A 16,962-nucleotide genomic window follows, 5' to 3' on the forward strand; every position below is an offset into this window, starting at 1 on the left:
TATCATCCAAATAAACTCATTTGCTCATCTTCTGGTAAGTCGCCTAAACAACCTAATTCCACCATGCGATTGGCAATGGTTTGAGACATTTTTGTACGTCTCCGCAAATCTTTAATCGATAAGAACTCTGCTTGCTCTCGTTCTTCTACGATGGCATCTGCTACCTTTTCGCCTAAACTAGTAACAGCTACAAATGGCGGTAATAAAGAGGTTTCATCTTTAATCATAAACCGTCTTGCTTGAGATTTGTATAACTCTACATTGGCAAATGAGTACCCTCGCTGTTTCATTTCCAAGGATACCTCTAAGGCAGACATTAAATCTTTTTCCTTTGGTGATGCTTCATACTTCGCAGCTAATGCTTTCAAACGTTTAAACTCTTGCTGCTGCTCTTCCAAGGAGCCCATCATAATTTTCAAGTCAAAGGCTTTTGCTCGAATAGAAAAATACGATGCATAGAATGCTAATGGATAATTAATCTTATACCACGCAATGCGGAATGCCATCATAACATAAGCTACGGCATGGGCCCGTGGGAATAAATAGGAAATCTTTTTACAAGACCCAATAAACCACTCCGGCACTTGGGCTGCTCGCATTTGGTCTTCATAATCTGTTTGGGCAATCCCCTCTTTATTACGCTTTTCGATACCCTTCCCTTTACGCACATTTTCCATAACAGAAAAGGCTACATTATCTGCTACACCGTGATTACGCAAAAAGTTCATAATATCATCACGGGTAGAGATAGCTTCATTCAATTTACATGTCCCTGTTTTAATCAAGGTCTGCGCATTATCTACCCATACATTTGTACCATGAGAGAAACCAGAGATCCGCACTAAGTCAGAAAAGGTTTGTGGTTTTGAATCTTCCAGCATAGCCCGTACAAATCCAGTACCTGATTCAGGTACTGCCAAGGTAGCCACTTTATCCCCTTGTAATTGAGCCGGCGTCAAGCCTAATGCTTTCGTTGAGGAGAATAAACTCAATGTGGCGGGGTCATCAAAAGGAATACTCGTAGATGGTATACCCGTCATATCTTCTAACATACGAATGATAGTAGGATCATCATGGCCCAGTATATCTAGTTTGGTCATACGACCTTCAATAGAATGATAGTCAAAGTGTGTGGTAATAATGCCACTTTCTTTTTTATTAGCTGGATATTGAACTGGTGTGAAATGATGTACATCCATATCTCGTGGGCAAACCATGATGCCTCCCGGATGCTGACCTGTGGTATTCTTTACTTTTGTAAAGCCTGTAGATAACTTTTCAATAAAACCTCGTCGTTTTTGTAAATCATTCACATCTGCATATTTGTAGGCATAGCCAATCGCCGTTTTATCCGCAATGGTACCGATGGTTCCAGCTCTAAATACATTGTCTCGTCCAAACAATTCTTCCGTGTATTTATGGGCACGGCCTTGGTAATCTCCAGAGAAGTTCAAATCAATATCTGGGACCTTATCCCCATGGAATCCCATAAAGATAGCGAAAGGAATATCGTGACCATTCGCGATGAGTGGCGTACCGCACTCAGGACAATTACGACGTGGCAAGTCAAAGCCCCCCGCATATTCCCCTTTTAAATAGAACTCACTCCATTTACACTGTGGACACACATAATGTGGCTCTAATGGATTTACCTCCGTAATATCCGCCATGGTGGCTACAAAGGAGGATCCTACAGAACCACGAGAACCTACTAAGTATCCATCATCTAAAGATTTTTTTACTAGTTTATGGGCAATGTAGTACAACACACCGAAACCATTGCCGATAATACTCTTAAGTTCATAGTCCAATCGATCTTGCACTGTCTTTGGCAAGGGATCTCCATAGATAGACTTTGCTTTCGCATAGCACATATCTTCCAAGGCTTTATCAGCCCCTTCAATTTTTGGTGAATAGGTGCCATTAGGAATAGGTACAATATAATCAATACTTTGCTCTATGGCTCTCGTATTGGTCACTACCACTTTGTAGGCATTGTCTTCTCCTAAGTAAGCAAACTCCTCTAGCATTTCATCAGTGGTACGCATATGCTGATCTGCTTTGTCTTTTGCATCTTTCACACCGCTAGCGGTAAGCATGATTTCACGGTACATTTTGTCTTTAGGATCCATATAATGCACATTACCTGTAGCTACTACAGGCATTTGCAAGGTATCCCCTAAACCGACGATACGACAATTAATCTCTTTTAAATCTTCCTCATTTTTTAACAAGCCTTCTTTTATAAAACTCTTGTAATTATCATGAGGTTGAATTTCTAAATAATCATAAAATGTAGCAATTTCCTGCAATTCTTCATCGGTAGCACCGTGAACCATAGCTTGAATCAATTCTCCAGATTTACAAGCCGTTCCTATAAGAATCCCTTCACGATGGTCTTCAATGACAGCTCTTGGCAATCTTGGGTACTCATCAAAATAATTCAAATGGCTAATAGAAATCATCTTGTACAGATTCCGTAAACCTACCATATTTTTTGCAAACATAATAATATGATGTGGTGTCGATTGGTCCTCTTTTTCAATTAAATAGGCCTCTACACCATAGAGAATCTTCACGCCTTTTTCTAAGGAATAGGCCTGTGCCTCTGGAAATGCTTGTACCACCCCATGGTCAGTAATGGCTACCGCTGGGTGTCCCCAATCTTTCACACGATTCACAATATCTTTCACTGCTACCAGCGCATTTTTCTCGGACATTTTTGTATGTAAGTGAAGTTCTACTCTGGCTTCCTCGTGAGTATCTGTGCGCTTAGCATTGTCCGTATCCTCCACAGGGCGCACAGAATCCATGTTAAACACATAGTCTCGTACAAATTGCTCATCATAGATGACTTCCCCTTTGATTTGCACCTTCCCAACAGATTTTAAAATTTTTAATAGCTTGGGTCCGTCTTCAGAAGGGCTAGTAAATCGTTTAATAGCCAAGCTATTGTGCTCGTCCACTAGATGACCAGTAATAATATACCGTTTTTTAGGCTCCTCACCTTTTTCACGTGCTTTTTGTACAGCCTTGCTGTCTTCCTTAGGTCGAATTTCTCGTATATCTAAACTGTGAAAGTGTCCCGATATGACAACCTGTTCTCCAGTTCTTACAAAGAAATCATCTGTCCGATGCGTGTCTGCCTCATCGAAAACAGGTCCTAATAACATCCCATCTTCAGTGGTTAGCTTCCGTCTGCGCATAGAATATGAAGAATTATTAGTCACAGTTAAAGTCGGAGTATTAGGGCGATCTATGACCACTGGCGCATCGTACAAATCATCATAATCCGACGAAGTTTTTATGGTACCATCACGACTCACATAGAGTTCCATTTCATCGAATCGATTCTCTTCATCCATATCCCAATAGATATCGTAATCTGCTACTTCATTAGCCTGTTGTAAAAAAAGATACTCTGCATCTTCCAGAGGGCTATTTCCTAAATCATCTCCAACGACTTGCTCTACGTTTACATTAGGCATACGAGTGAGAATGATTTGGTTCATGAAATCCCCAGTATCTATCACTTCGTAGGTACACCCAATAGCATGACAAATCTCTTCTATGCGTTGTTGCACCACGGGATCTAATGTGCCCTTAGCGGGAGAGCCAAATATATGCAATTTTCCATCTTTTAAGTAAAAGTAAAAATCTGTTTTAGATTCTCCTCTTCGTACTAAATGATAGTATTTCATCGTACTACTCCCTTATTGATTCAACTATCCATTCCTTTTACTAGAATCCTCTTTGTGCTTTTTTACCACATTAGGGCCTGTGACAATAACCGTATCTACAGGTTCATAATAAGAATTAAAGGTATACGTAGAAGATCGCCCATCTCCATATACTATGGTTCTCGTCGTATCTACAGAAACTCCCTCATGACCTGCTTCTTCTACAGTTTCCTCTTTCACAGCCTCATCGATTTTTTCTATCTTTTTATTAGGAATTCTTTGTTCTTTACCCTTTGTAATCGTTACAGACTGTGGTACATCTTCCTTAGCTCCTAATATAGTAATGGTCACGTAGCCAGCACCTTCTTCGGCAATCACATAGATGGGATGAGAGTAAGGGTTTTTAAACTGAAAGTCAATATATCCCCACGCCACAGTAGCATCTAAGCCTACTGGTATATAGGAAACAGGAGCAAAATGCGTATCACGTTCTACAATATCCATACCAGATAATAATGCTGTATTAAACAAGGTAGAACTTACTTGGCATATTCCGCCACCAATACCTGGCACCAAACGTCCTCCGATAAATACAGGCGCATCATCATAGCCCGCTTCAGGAGTCCGTTCTCCTACTACTTGATTGAAGGAGAAAATACCTCCTGCCGGAATCAAGGTTTGATGAATTTTTTGAGATGCTAAATGAATATTATGGGCTCGGCTTGTATTAGAGCCATCAAAATAAGTCGTAAAGGACCCCAATATGGAAGTGATAGACACTAAATCTTTATCCGTTATCGTAGGCTGTGCAGACTCATTGATAACAAGTTCTAGGGTCTCTACCTTACCTTCTTGCAATTGTTCTTGCAAACGTTTCATGGTAGCTGTCACATCCAATTTACGTCCTACCTTAGCAGGCCGATGTACCACTGTGTTACCCTCTAAAGTAACAGTGGCATTGGCCCCTACTTGTCCCATAGCCTTAGCGTAATTCAAAAAATACGACTCAGCCACTGGTCCATCTACTTTATATCGAATATTCATCGCTTTTCCATGAAGTAACGCATCTACTCGGTGCATGACATAGGTCATGACATCACTTTCATAGCCATAATCCATTACATCAGTTAAGGTTCCCACCCTATCTATGGTAACCCCTAAATCTGTTAAATTCACGGTCGTTTCTTTTCCCTTAGGATCCACTATGCGAATCCTTTGTGACTGTGTGTTCCGCTCTTGTAAATAGGTGTCTACTTCATCCATACTTTGATGAGATATACTATGACCATCTATAGTTAATCCATAAATAGTGTTTCCAGTAGGCCATACAAGCCCTGTTACAGCTCCCCCAACGACAACTATAAGAGCTGACACAGTGGCAATATACTTTCGTTTCATACTTCTCCTAATTTGCGCAATAGGCTAAACAAATATCTTGAAATTGGCTCATATCTGCTATACCTTGACGGCTTTGCAAAATTAAATGATACAGCTGGCTAATCAATGTTGCTACCGCTGGGATTTGAATTTTTCGGCGCGCTTCAAAGGCTAATTTAATTGTATAGGGATTGGCTTTCATCCCTTTTTCCTTAAATAAGCTTTGAATCTCAGGTAATGTCATCCCATAAAACGCACATTCACTGACCATGAGTTGTAAATGCATTTGATTATGCACATAAGCCATCGCCATATCTACACTTCTATTCTTTAGCATAGAGGGGAATAAATCTAGTAATGTTCGTGCATCTTTCGCTAATAAAGCATCTTTAAAGCGAAAAATATTTTTCTCTCCAAAGTCTGTCATATGCTCTTTTAAAAATGGCGCTGTCATCGATTCCCCATTTTTTAGTAGTAGGAACAATCGATCAAATTCTGTGCGCAAAAATGCTAAAGGCACATCTTTCCACAAATCTACCAAGTCACGTAGATATGCCATGCCATCGAGATCTATCTTTTGCTTATGAGCCTTGCAATGTTGTTGTATCCACTGAAAGAGAGCTTCTCCCTCTACTTTTTCAAACTTAAAGGATTCTACAGCTCCCAAAAATGCTTTATTTCCTTGCAACCGTCCATCAATGGTTTCTGGATACACTACAATAATAGGATCTTCTCCAGTATAGCTTTGCAAATAGTCTCGCAATCCTTGCCACTCTGGAGCCAGCTTTTTCTTCGGTTTATCAAAGATAGGCAAATGGACAAGCAGAAATACTCGTGGTTCACCAAAGAGAGATACTTCTTGTAATTGTCCTAAAATAGAACCGGGACCTTGCTCTTCACGCAAGGTAAGCAAGGTCCGATCTGTATATTGATGTAAGAGATTCTGTTTTTTTTCTTCTAATAATTGTGGTTCATCTCCATAGAGCAATGTAACCATCTGGCACCTCTTATAATGTTACTACATTGTTTTCATCACTACCTACAATATACACGCCTTCCTCCACATCAAATTGACTGTGCAAGGTATTCCACACGATAAAATGCATTGCTCCTCGTTCTTGATAATGCAATAATTGATTGCTAGCGGTCAAGCCATATATTGTATTCGTTTCTCTCTTAGTATTATACACTATTTCTTGAACTTTTTCTCCTTCTTTTCTAGGATGAAAGTGAAACTTTCTATGTCCTGTTACGATAATTTCATAGCCTGCTTTGGTATGAAGTTGTACAGATAACCAATCTAGTGTTAGCTCTTTACCAGCTTGCCCTTTACTATAAAGATGTTCTAAGGTATCCACATGAGTGTACCCCTTCTGATATCCTTCTACAAACACACCATTCCAACGACTAAACCCACGATGATGCAAGGCATCTACACATTGTTTCATCGCTCGCGGTGAAATATCGCCATTCTTAGCATCTATATAAAGATACGCCTCCTTATGAAAGCCTGTCTTACAGACCATGAAAGCTGGTCCTGAGGAGATAGCAATAGGGACCACTTGCACCGTTGGTTTTACATACGATAGTAGTAAAGGCAACATCCCTACTACCAAGAGTGCAATACTTGCCATCCTATTCCATGCCACACAAATAGGCTCTTTCAGTGCTAATAACCAATATATATACGCCACGCCTAGATACCACACTGCCACTAACCACAAAGGCATGGGCGGTGACCACAATAGACCTAGATTACGAATAGCAAATAAAAGAGACATGCTGGCTTTCAGAATGAAACCTAAGAGGGACCAACCTAATGTAAAAGTAAATACTAAATTTAGGATAGACAAGAAAAGACCTGCTATAATCGCTATATCTAGCAAGGGCCCTACTATAAGGTTAGAGATGATACTAAGGAAACTGAGTATATGAAAATAATACAGCTCTATAGGAAATATGAGAACTTGTGCAGAGATACATAAAGCCACACCTTTAGAGATAGGATTCGGCGGAAATAGCCGATACACATAGGGATACAATCCGATGATCCCCAAGGTAGACCCAAAAGATAATACAAAACTAATATCTACCGCGAATAATGGCTTCCATAACAGTAAACATAAGGCAGATAGTAGGAGCGCATGTAAAGCACGATACATACCACCATGCATAACAACGTATCCACTTAATAGTCCCATCATGGCAGATCGTAATACTGGCGGACTCCAGCCCACAATTGTACAGTACAGTAAAATCAAAGCACAAGTGATGGAAAATTCTACACCTTTACGTAAATGCACCCGCTGCAATACGATAGAAATAATGAGAAATAACAAGGCAATATGAGACCCTGACACCGACAAAATATGGATAAGCCCTGTTTCACTGAATAATTTTACCATCGTTTCTGGTAGCATAGCATATTGACCGCCTAGAACCAAGGAGGAGCCTAAGCTAGCAATGGATGGATCTAGATTCTCTTCAAATTGTTGTGCCACCCAATGATGGACTCTATCTAGATAAGCACCCAGCGCATACCCCGTATCAGCTATCCATGTGCCTAGGGTCTTCTCTACTGTGTAAGGGTCCTCTATGGTCCCTTGGTATAAATTTCCTTGCAATCCATCATTGATATGTCTCGTTTTCATAGATAGAGAACCACTTTGCTCGTAATAGGTAAAGCCTTTCACAGTGCCACGAATGACGTAGCGATCTCCCATATGAATAGGTGGCTCTCCTGGCACATAGATACGAATACTTCCCTTAGCTGGCACATGCTCAGTAGCGCCATTCTTATCTATATCCATACCTTCTACATCAGCATCTACCATGGTCATAATGCCCTCTAGCGTCACCGTAGGCTGTGGGTTACTAGTTAATTGCACATAATAGGCACCATCGGCACCATAATAAAACGGTCTATCTTCAAAATAGTGTGTGATGACTCGATCTGTATGTACATATCCTATAGCAGTAAATACAGAAATAATACCCACTAAGCCCATCACATATCGCATCATTTTATACATATATTCATTACGTTGTTCGTATCCACGTAATCCTATTATCCCAAGGATGCCAAATATAGTGATGATACTTAACCAATACATAAGATAGGTGTGTAATTCGTTTTCGTATAGACTCATACAAATTCCCAATAGTATTCCTAGCACACTGGTGATACCTAGATCTATTGGCTTGGGTAACCTTTTCATAATCGTACTTTCTCCACAATTTTTTTATACAATGCAGGTCCTATCCCCTTCACCTGTCGTAATTCTTCTAAACTTTTGAAAGGACCATGTTCTTGACGATAGTCCACAATCTTTTTCGCCATCTTAGGGCCTATGCCCGATATTTTTTGTAAATCTGCTTCGGTTCCATCATTAATAGAGATATTTTGTTTTCGTAGTAACTCCTCAGGACTTCCCTGAAAGTTGAAATCTACATGAATATGTGTGCTTTCCTCTAAGGTATCTTCTAAATGTAGATGATTCACATCTGCATAGGGTAATAGTCCTTTGCTGGCCTCAATAGCTGACTTCACTGTTGCAGGGCTTTGTAGCTCATACAAGCCTGGTTCTTCTACCGCTCCTGTGACATACACCAAAATTGTATCTGCTTTCGTTTCCTTCTCCACTGGACCACCACGATTTCCTTTGTCTAACTGCTTCACAATCTTTGGGGTATCAGATGGTGATCCATCGCCTTTCATTGGTGTATCTGCTATAATAAGATAGTATCCACATACACACAGTAGGAATAGGCATACGATGATGCCAATTCGTTTTCGATTTGTTACTTTCATTCTATCACATCCTTTCAAACAAAAGGTTCGTCATAGATGAGTAGTATCCTTTAAAATTCACTACCAGTATATATTGGGAGGTATTATGAAAGAAGATTTACAACAATATGCCCGTCTTTTACTACAAGAAGGAGTCAATTTACAACAAAACCAACTGTTAGTCATCAATGGAGATGTAGAAAATAAAGATTTTGTATACATCGTTGTGGACGAGGCCTATGCACTGGGTGCCAAAGATGTGCACATTAATTGGCGTAGCACTATCACAGCTAAGTCTCGTCTATCCAATGTAAAAGATGAGGTCTTATCTAATCCCGCGCCTTGGATTAAAGATATGTATCACCATATCCTTGATTCCAACGCATGTATTTTATCCTTAATCAGTGCGAATCCATTTGCCTATGAAGGCGTGCCTTCTGAAAAAATCGCCCTCGCCTCTCGTAGCATGGGCAAGTTAACTAAATTTTACCACGAGGCCATTATGGATTCCACCCTTACTTGGTGTGTAGCCTCAGTAGCTACTCTCACATGGGCTGATTTGCTTGGTTATGAGGGCACAGACGAAGAGAAAATCAACCGCTTATGGAATACTATCTTTACCTTATGTCGTATGAAACACGTACCAGAAGAAGAATCCTTTGCCAACCATTTAGATCGCCTTGCTAAGCGCACCAAAACACTAAATGATTTACAATTGGTATCCTTACATTATACCTGTCCAAACGGTACAGACTTAACTTTACAAATGCCAGAAGGGCACTTATGGTTAGGTGGTAAAGAATCATCTAAAAAAGGAATTATCTTTGATGCCAATATTCCAACGGAAGAAGTCTTTTCCGCTCCTCATTATGCAGGTGCCAACGGTATCGTGTATTCTACGAAACCATTGATCTATGATGGAAACCGTATCGAAGACTTCCATATGACATTCAAAGATGGTAAGGTTGTTGACTACGATGCCAAACAAGGTCGTGAGTATTTAACAAACCTCATCGAGACGGATGAAAACTCTTGCTACCTTGGAGAAGTAGCCCTTGTAGACCATTACTCCCCTATTAGCCAATCCAATATGATTTTCTTTGAAACCTTGTACGATGAAAATGCATCTTGCCACTTAGCATTAGGTGCTGCATATCCAACTTGCTTAGCCCATAGCGATGGATTATCTCAAGAAGAACTACACGCTCGTGGACTAAATACATCCTTAGCACATACAGACTTTATGATTGGTCATGAAAAAATGAACATCATAGGCACTACAAAAGATGGCAAAGAAGTTCCTATTATGATTGAAGGCCGATTGCAAGTATAAGGGCGCTCTATCTAACATACTACTATGCATATTTCCCATAAAATCATCAGAACTCCCCATCTTATGGGAAGCGATATGAACTAACATATGGTAATGCAAAAAAGAGGTACCTTGCATGACCGCAAGGTATCTCTTTTTATTATATCTATTTATTTTCTGCCATATACCAGTAGTCTATTCTATGACGACCCTATGATCTTCTAGATATATAACCTAATTGTACTGTAAATAGTGCCTTATAGCAATGTATCTACAGCGATATTTACTAGTACATCGGATGGGCTTTCACAGATATAATCAGCACCAGCAGATTCTAATTCTTCCACTGAACCATAACCGTAGGATACCCCCATAGCCACACAATTTAATGTTTTGGCTGCTTCCATATCGTATTTACGATCTCCCACCATATACCAACGGGAGATTTTATATTTTTGGGCTGTAATGGTCTCCATATCTTGCAGCGCCTCTTTCAAAATATCTAGCTTATGGACTAAACCAATTTCTCGATTGGCCCCACGAATTACTTCAAAGTATGGATCTAGTTTAAAATGCTTAATAATATCCTTTGCTTGTTCTTCTGGTTTTGCTGTAGCAATCCCAACATAAGCACCTGTCTTACGAAGCGCTTTTAAGGCTTCTTCAATTTGGGGATACACTGCATTTTCATATTTTCCTACGGAATCATACCGTTCTTTGAAAAAGTTGTAGGCCTGCTCCACCTCTTCATCTGTCATATGGCAATGTTCTTTAAAAGAATCCGCCAACGGTGGACCAATGAATAATTGTAATGTGTCCTCATCAGGAATAGGATGATTCATACTCGTTAAGGCATGACGTATAGATTTTAAAATTCCTTCATGAGAATCTGTTAATGTTCCATCTAAATCAAAAATAACACAAATCATAATGACTCCTATCAAAATAAATGCGGGGTAATATATAGGTTAATACAGATAATAAGTAATCGTTAGTTGTTTCCATGTGTCAGTTCTACTTTCAAAAGTATACTAGTTCTATATCTTCTTAGGTACAGGATACATTTCTTAGCTGTGAAAAATACCTTTACAAGTCATACAGTAAAGAGTATACTGTATATAGAAAAGTTTCTATATAGCAGGAGGACAGTATGGAAGATAATCAAATTCCTACGGCCATTTTAGATAAATTAACAAAAGTTTGTACTTGCCGTAGTATTACAAGAAAAGCAATTAAAGAAGCAATCTTAGATGGTTGCGATACATTTCCTAAAATTAGAGAGCGCACTAGTGCTGGTACCGGTGCATGCGGTGGCAAAGGCTGTGGCCCACGAGTGGTGAAACTTTTAAAAGAGCACCAAGAAGGACAATGGTAAGCACGACCAACATAAGAACCATAAGATAGGTGATACATATCACCTATCTTTTTTATATACACAAAAAAGGCTGCTCAAGAATGTACATCATTCTGTAGCAGCCTTCTTTTTATTTCTTTAATGCTTCACGCAATGTATGCCAAGCAAGCACTGCACATTTAACACGGGCAGGCATGTTAGAAATATTTTGCAAAGCAATCGCATCTTCTAAGGCTTCTAATTCGTCTTCATCAGTCACTTCTTTTTTGATCATTCCTAAGAAAAGGTCCACTAGTTGAAAAGCTTCTTCTAAGGATTTACCAGTAATGACATCAATCATCATAGATGCCGATGCTTGGCTGATAGCACAGCCGGAACCTGTATAAGCAGCATCTTTTACAATACCGTCTACCACATTCACTTGCAATGTTAAATCATCACCGCAACTTGGATTATGACCATGTTCACTAGCAGTAAACACCTCTAACAAACGCTTATTACGCTTGTCTTGGTTATGCTCCAAAATCAGTTCCGTATACACTTGATCCATTTCCATGGTATTGTTCTCCTTACTCTGACAAGCCCATGGTTGGTCGAACTGTTTTCAGGGCTTCCAAAAATTGATCTAAATCTTCTTTTTTAGTATAAATGTACATACTAATACGGTTGGATGCCGGTACTCCATAGTAAGCACCTAGTGGTTGCGCACAATGATGACCAGAACGTAAGCATACCCCATGGCTATCCATGATGGTTGCTACATCGTGAGGATGAACATCATCCACAGTGAAAGCAATGACTCCATGCTTTTCTTCTGGATTGGCACTACCTAATACATGAATATGTGGCATAGCCGCTAGTTTAGGTAATACATAGCGCACTAATTCTTGTTCATATTCATGGATAGCATCCATACCAAACTGTTCCAAATACTCAATGGCAGCTTTTAATGTGACAGCACCATGTGCATTGGGTGTGCCAGCCTCAAATTTATAAGGTACTTCATTGAATGTTGTAGTTTGTTCTTTCACATATTCAATCATGTCCCCACCAAATAAGAATGGATCCATGTCTTCTAATAAGTGATATTTACCATACACCACACCAATACCTTGAGAAGCACACATTTTATGGCCTGAGAATACGAAGAAATCACAATCTAACGCTTGCACATCAATAGCTTGATGAGGAGCCGATTGCGCTCCGTCTACGATAGCAATAGCACCAACAGCATGAGCGCGTTCCACCAGCTCTTTTACTGGAAATTCCATACCTAACACATTACTTACATGGGCAAAGGATACAATTTTTGTAGATCCATCAATTTTATCCATTTCACCATCTTTGATGTGACCATTTTCATCTAAGTACATATATTCCAAAGTGGCCCCTGTCACTCGGCATACATATTGCCAAGTCACAAGATTTGCATGATGCTCTGCTATAGTGATGACGATTTTATCTCCCTCTTTTACATGCTTCAAGCCATAGGAATGAGCAATTAAGTTCAAGCTTTCTGTAGTGTTTCGAGTGAAGATAATTTCTTCGCGTTTACGAGCATTAATGAATCGTTGCACCACATCACGAGCACCTTCATAGGCCTCGGATGCTTCCATAGCAAGCACATGGGCTCCACGATGGGGATTTCCATTATGATTCGCCATATGCGTTTCTAATGCTTTCATCACTGGCACTGGAATTTGTGTAGTGGCACCGCTATCCAAGTAAGCAATACGTTTACCACGATGAGTTCTTGTTAAAATTGGAAAATCTTTATATGCCTCTGCTATTGGTTTCATACTATCCCTCTCAATTATATTTTTTGTCGTAGTACTGCTAAGGCAGTTTCTTCCATTTCTTCATTGCCAATACGATCAATCAATGGTCGTAACATGGATTCTACGATGATATGTTTTGCTTCTTCTTCGTTGAAACCACGGCTCATTAAATAGAATAATTTGGCTGGGTCTAATTGACCAGCACTGGATGCGTGATTACCAGATACATTATCTTCTTTACACAATAATAATGGTAAAGAAATGGATTTGACTTGTGGAGTTAATAGCAAACATGTATCTTCTTCTGCACCTTCAGATGCCAAGCTACCACGCAAGAAATCTAAGGTACCACGGAATGATTTTTTAGAAGAACCATTCAATGCACCTAAGTTATTAATATTACTAATTGTTTTTTTACCGATATGTTTCATTAACATGGCAATGTCAAATACTTGCGTACCAGTACCGCAGTAGCCTAAATCATGTTCTACTTCTGCGTAGTCTCCTACTAAATCTTCTTGATAGTTCAAGAAGTTTTCAGAGCCACCCAACTCAATATTGATGAACTCTACATGACCAGACTCTTCTACTCGTGTATAACGATGTTCAAATTGTTGTACTTTACCAGTTAGCAATTGCACTTTTTTGAATACTACCGACGCCCCTGTATGGGATACGATTTCTGAAAGTAATCCTACATGACCATCAGTAGCTTCACCTTTCAAGCAAAGTGTTAACTCTAAGGTAGAGTCTTTTTCCGCTTCGATTTGTAAGCGTGTTCTTTCACTGACAGCACCTTGTACATCAAGAACTATGGTCAATGCTTCCTTTGCACCAGCTGGTACTTGAATGTGATAGCCATGTGTAAAGTGATGAGATGCATCGCGCAACGCACCAGCATGGACGCCTTCATAAGAAGGCTCTAATAATTCCTTATTTGTAATGTCTGTTACAATGTGCTTGGACCCTTCAACTGTCACTGTAGCACGTTCTGTACCAGCCCATACATTGCCTTCTGTATGATTTACCTTTAACCAACGGAAAGTCGGTCTAGGCAATTCATTAAAATGTAATGTGTTGCTCATCCTAACCTCCTATCCGATAGAACCTTCAAGTTCTAAGGTAATCAAATTATTCATTTCTACCGCATATTCTAATGGTAATTCTTTAGAAATTGGTTCTACGAAACCACGTACAAGCATTGCTCTTGCTTCTTCTTCACTAATACCACGAGTCATTAAGTAGAAAATCGCTTCATCGGAAATACGGCCGATTTTTGCTTCGTGCCCTAAATCGACATTATCATTTTCAATAGTAATAGATGGAATGGTATCGGATTGAGACTCTTGGTCTAACATTAAGGACTCACAAGATACTGTCGCTTTAGAATGGTCTGCATTTTTACCGATGTTCAAGACACCACGGTAAATCGCTGTACCACCACTCTTAGAAATAGATTTAGAGTTAACATTACTTGTTGTATGTGGTGCGGCATGAATAACTTTTGCCCCTGTATCTAAATATTGTCCTTCCCCAGCAAATGTAACGCCCGTGAATTCACAATGCGCGCCTTCACCAGCCAAGATACTCATTGGATATAAGCAAGATACAGCAGATCCGAAGGATCCAGATACCCACTCGATTGTACCATTTTTACCAACTCGACTACGTTTTGTATTCAAGTTGTACATGTTTTTAGACCAGTTTTCGATAGTAGAATAACGCAAAGTAGCATTATCTTTTACGAATAACTCAACGCAACCAGCATGTAAGTTAGCTACATTGTATTTTGGAGCGGAACAACCTTCAATGAAGTGTGCTTTTGCCCCTTCTTCTACGATGATTAAAGTATGTTCAAACTGACCTGCGCCTGGTGCATTTAAACGGAAGTAAGACTGCAATGGAATATCTACAGTCACTCCTTTTGGTACATACACGAAGGAACCGCCAGACCATACTGCACCATGTAAAGCTGCAAATTTATGATCTGTAGGTGGCACTAATGTCATGAAATATTGTTTTACAATATCCTCATGTTCGTGTAGTGCTGTCTGCATATCAGTATATACAACGCCTTGACGAATCAAGTCTTCTTGAATACTATGATATACAACCTCAGAGTCATATTGAGCGCCTACACCAGCCAAAGAAGTTTTTTCAGCTTCTTGGATACCAAGACGGTCAAATGTCTCTTTAATATCTTCTGGAACTTCGTTCCAGTCTTCTTTCATATCAATTTTAGGTTTTACATAGGTCACAATATCTGCCATATTTAAGGCGCTAATATCTGGCACCCAATTAGGAACCTCTAATTGATTGTAAATTTCAAGAGATTTTAAACGGAAATCTAACATCCATTGTGGCTCATTTTTGTTAGCCCATATTTCACGAATGATATCTTCTGTTAAACCAGCTTCTGATTTATAGGAGAAATCAAATTCATTACGAATGTCATAGACGCCGCGATCCATCTCCTCAATTTGAGTTTTCTTTCTCGCTTCCATGAAATCCTCCTATACTAAATTTTTATATGCGTCGTAGCCTTTTTCTTCGATTTCACGAACGAGTTCAGGGCCACCAGTTTTTACAATACGGCCATCGATTAAGATGTGTACATAGTTTGGATTTAATTTTTGAAGAATTTGATTATGGTGAGTGATGATTAGCACCGCATTCTCTTCATTATGGAAACGGTTTACACCTTCAGATACGATACGAACAGCATCTACGTCAAGACCGGAATCAGTTTCATCAAGGATAGCCAATTTAGGATTCAAAATAGACATTTGAAGAATTTCATTTTTCTTTCTTTCACCACCGGAGAAACCTTCGTTCACATAACGGTTAGCGTAAGAAGTATCGAAAGATAATTCTTCCATTTTTGCTTTCAATTCTTTTTTGAAAGCTAAAGCACGTACGTTTTCACCAGTAATTGTGTTTTTAGCCGTGCGGATGAAGTTTTCTACTGTAATACCTGGTACGGAAATTGGATGTTGAAAAGACATGAAAATACCTTTTTTCGCACGATCGTTTACAGCTTCTTCAGTGATATTCTCACCATCAAATACGATGGAGCCTTCTGTTACTTCATAAGCAGGGTTGCCCATGATTACATTGGCCAATGTAGATTTACCAGCACCGTTTGTGCCCATTACTACATGGATTTCACCTTTATTAATTGTTAAATTGATGCCCTTTAAGATTTCTTTCTCTTCAATAGAGGCACGCACATTGTCTACGCGAAGTAATTCTGCCACGTATGTCACTCCTTATCAAATAAGTTACTATATACAAAAGAAGACTCGTTAGGTCTTAGCATATGTTGAATACCGTAAAAAAACGGATTCCACCAAAGTGTAATCCGCCGTTATATTCATAGCACGAGAACGCCACTTTGGCTTAAATCTAATTTAGTAAATATACTATTTATATTATACTGTGTATAGACTCGAACCGCAAGGTAATTTCTACTATTTTACTATGATTTTAATGATATATTAACATATCATCTATTCATTTATAGCATATTGAAATTTAAATTCTCCACCAAGAGACTCAACAATGTTTATTATACCGAATTTTCTCAATATTGTAAATGCTATTCCCATATTTTTTTAGGGATATAAAGCATTTTACTCTCTCCACATAACTACACTCAATTTCTATAAATA

Annotated in this window: 13 protein-coding genes; 2 read left to right on the forward strand and 11 right to left on the reverse strand. The window is 39.2% G+C overall.

Translation table 11 applies throughout. The features are described from left to right. Positions 1 to 2 precede the first annotated feature (2 nt). From HMPREF3032_RS06070 to HMPREF3032_RS06090, 5 genes are read right to left on the reverse strand one after another with little or no spacing between them, the layout of a single operon-like run. Positions 3 to 3,701 (reverse strand): PolC-type DNA polymerase III, encoded by a 3,699-nt coding sequence (locus HMPREF3032_RS06070; protein ID WP_062403060.1) that lies wholly within the window; start codon positions 3,699 to 3,701, stop codon positions 3 to 5. Between the two features lie 24 nt (positions 3,702 to 3,725). Beyond that, the gene (locus tag HMPREF3032_RS06075; RefSeq protein ID WP_062403063.1) at positions 3,726 to 5,078 is read right to left on the reverse strand and encodes a VanW family protein; all 1,353 of its coding nucleotides are present in this window, start codon (positions 5,076 to 5,078) and stop codon (positions 3,726 to 3,728) included. A 7-nt stretch (positions 5,079 to 5,085) separates the two neighbouring features. Next, entirely contained in the window at positions 5,086 to 6,054 is a 969-nt protein-coding gene (holA, locus tag HMPREF3032_RS06080; protein ID WP_062403066.1) for a DNA polymerase III subunit delta, read from the reverse strand. 10 nt (positions 6,055 to 6,064) lie between these two features. Further along, positions 6,065 to 8,275, reverse strand: a complete 2,211-nt coding sequence (locus HMPREF3032_RS06085) for a ComEC/Rec2 family competence protein (protein WP_082717804.1) — start codon at positions 8,273 to 8,275, stop codon at positions 6,065 to 6,067. Further along, positions 8,272 to 8,868: a ComEA family DNA-binding protein gene (locus HMPREF3032_RS06090; RefSeq protein ID WP_062403072.1), complete on the reverse strand. Its 597-nt coding sequence runs from the start codon at positions 8,866 to 8,868 to the stop codon at positions 8,272 to 8,274. Before HMPREF3032_RS06090 ends, HMPREF3032_RS06085 begins: the two co-directional genes overlap by 4 nt. Positions 8,869 to 8,953: 85 nt before the next feature. On the opposite strand from HMPREF3032_RS06090, the gene HMPREF3032_RS06095 reads away from it, so the two are divergent. Continuing rightward, positions 8,954 to 10,180, forward strand: a complete 1,227-nt coding sequence (locus HMPREF3032_RS06095; protein WP_062403077.1) for an aminopeptidase — start codon at positions 8,954 to 8,956, stop codon at positions 10,178 to 10,180. A gap of 236 nt (positions 10,181 to 10,416) precedes the next feature. On the opposite strand, the gene HMPREF3032_RS06100 is transcribed toward HMPREF3032_RS06095, so the two are convergent. Next, a complete protein-coding gene (locus HMPREF3032_RS06100) occupies positions 10,417 to 11,088 on the reverse strand; it encodes an HAD hydrolase-like protein (RefSeq protein ID WP_062403080.1) in 672 nt (223 codons plus the stop codon). A gap of 221 nt (positions 11,089 to 11,309) precedes the next feature. On the opposite strand from HMPREF3032_RS06100, the gene HMPREF3032_RS06105 reads away from it, so the two are divergent. Beyond that, positions 11,310 to 11,534 (forward strand): (2Fe-2S)-binding protein, encoded by a 225-nt coding sequence (locus tag HMPREF3032_RS06105; RefSeq protein WP_009353629.1) that lies wholly within the window; start codon positions 11,310 to 11,312, stop codon positions 11,532 to 11,534. Positions 11,535 to 11,643: 109 nt separating this feature from the next. Here the strand turns inward: HMPREF3032_RS06105 and sufU are convergent, their stop codons facing one another. Genes sufU through sufC form a run of 5 tightly spaced genes read right to left on the reverse strand, consistent with a single transcriptional unit; the run spans position 11,644 to position 16,548 of the window. After that, positions 11,644 to 12,069 carry a Fe-S cluster assembly sulfur transfer protein SufU gene (sufU, locus tag HMPREF3032_RS06110; protein WP_009353628.1) on the reverse strand — a complete coding sequence of 142 codons (426 nt, stop codon included), beginning with the start codon at positions 12,067 to 12,069 and terminating at the stop codon, positions 11,644 to 11,646. A 13-nt stretch (positions 12,070 to 12,082) separates the two neighbouring features. Continuing rightward, positions 12,083 to 13,312: an aminotransferase class V-fold PLP-dependent enzyme gene (locus HMPREF3032_RS06115; protein ID WP_062403083.1), complete on the reverse strand. Its 1,230-nt coding sequence runs from the start codon at positions 13,310 to 13,312 to the stop codon at positions 12,083 to 12,085. A 14-nt stretch (positions 13,313 to 13,326) separates the two neighbouring features. Continuing rightward, the gene (locus HMPREF3032_RS06120; protein ID WP_062403086.1) at positions 13,327 to 14,376 is read right to left on the reverse strand and encodes a SufB/SufD family protein; all 1,050 of its coding nucleotides are present in this window, start codon (positions 14,374 to 14,376) and stop codon (positions 13,327 to 13,329) included. A 9-nt stretch (positions 14,377 to 14,385) separates the two neighbouring features. Beyond that, positions 14,386 to 15,795: a Fe-S cluster assembly protein SufB gene (gene sufB / locus HMPREF3032_RS06125; protein ID WP_009353634.1), complete on the reverse strand. Its 1,410-nt coding sequence runs from the start codon at positions 15,793 to 15,795 to the stop codon at positions 14,386 to 14,388. Between the two features lie 9 nt (positions 15,796 to 15,804). Then, positions 15,805 to 16,548 carry a Fe-S cluster assembly ATPase SufC gene (gene sufC / locus HMPREF3032_RS06130; RefSeq protein ID WP_009353596.1) on the reverse strand — a complete coding sequence of 248 codons (744 nt, stop codon included), beginning with the start codon at positions 16,546 to 16,548 and terminating at the stop codon, positions 15,805 to 15,807. Positions 16,549 to 16,962 lie beyond the last annotated feature (414 nt).

Source organism: Veillonella sp. DNF00869 (assembly GCF_001553345.1).
Lineage (GTDB): Bacteria > Bacillota > Negativicutes > Veillonellales > Veillonellaceae > F0422.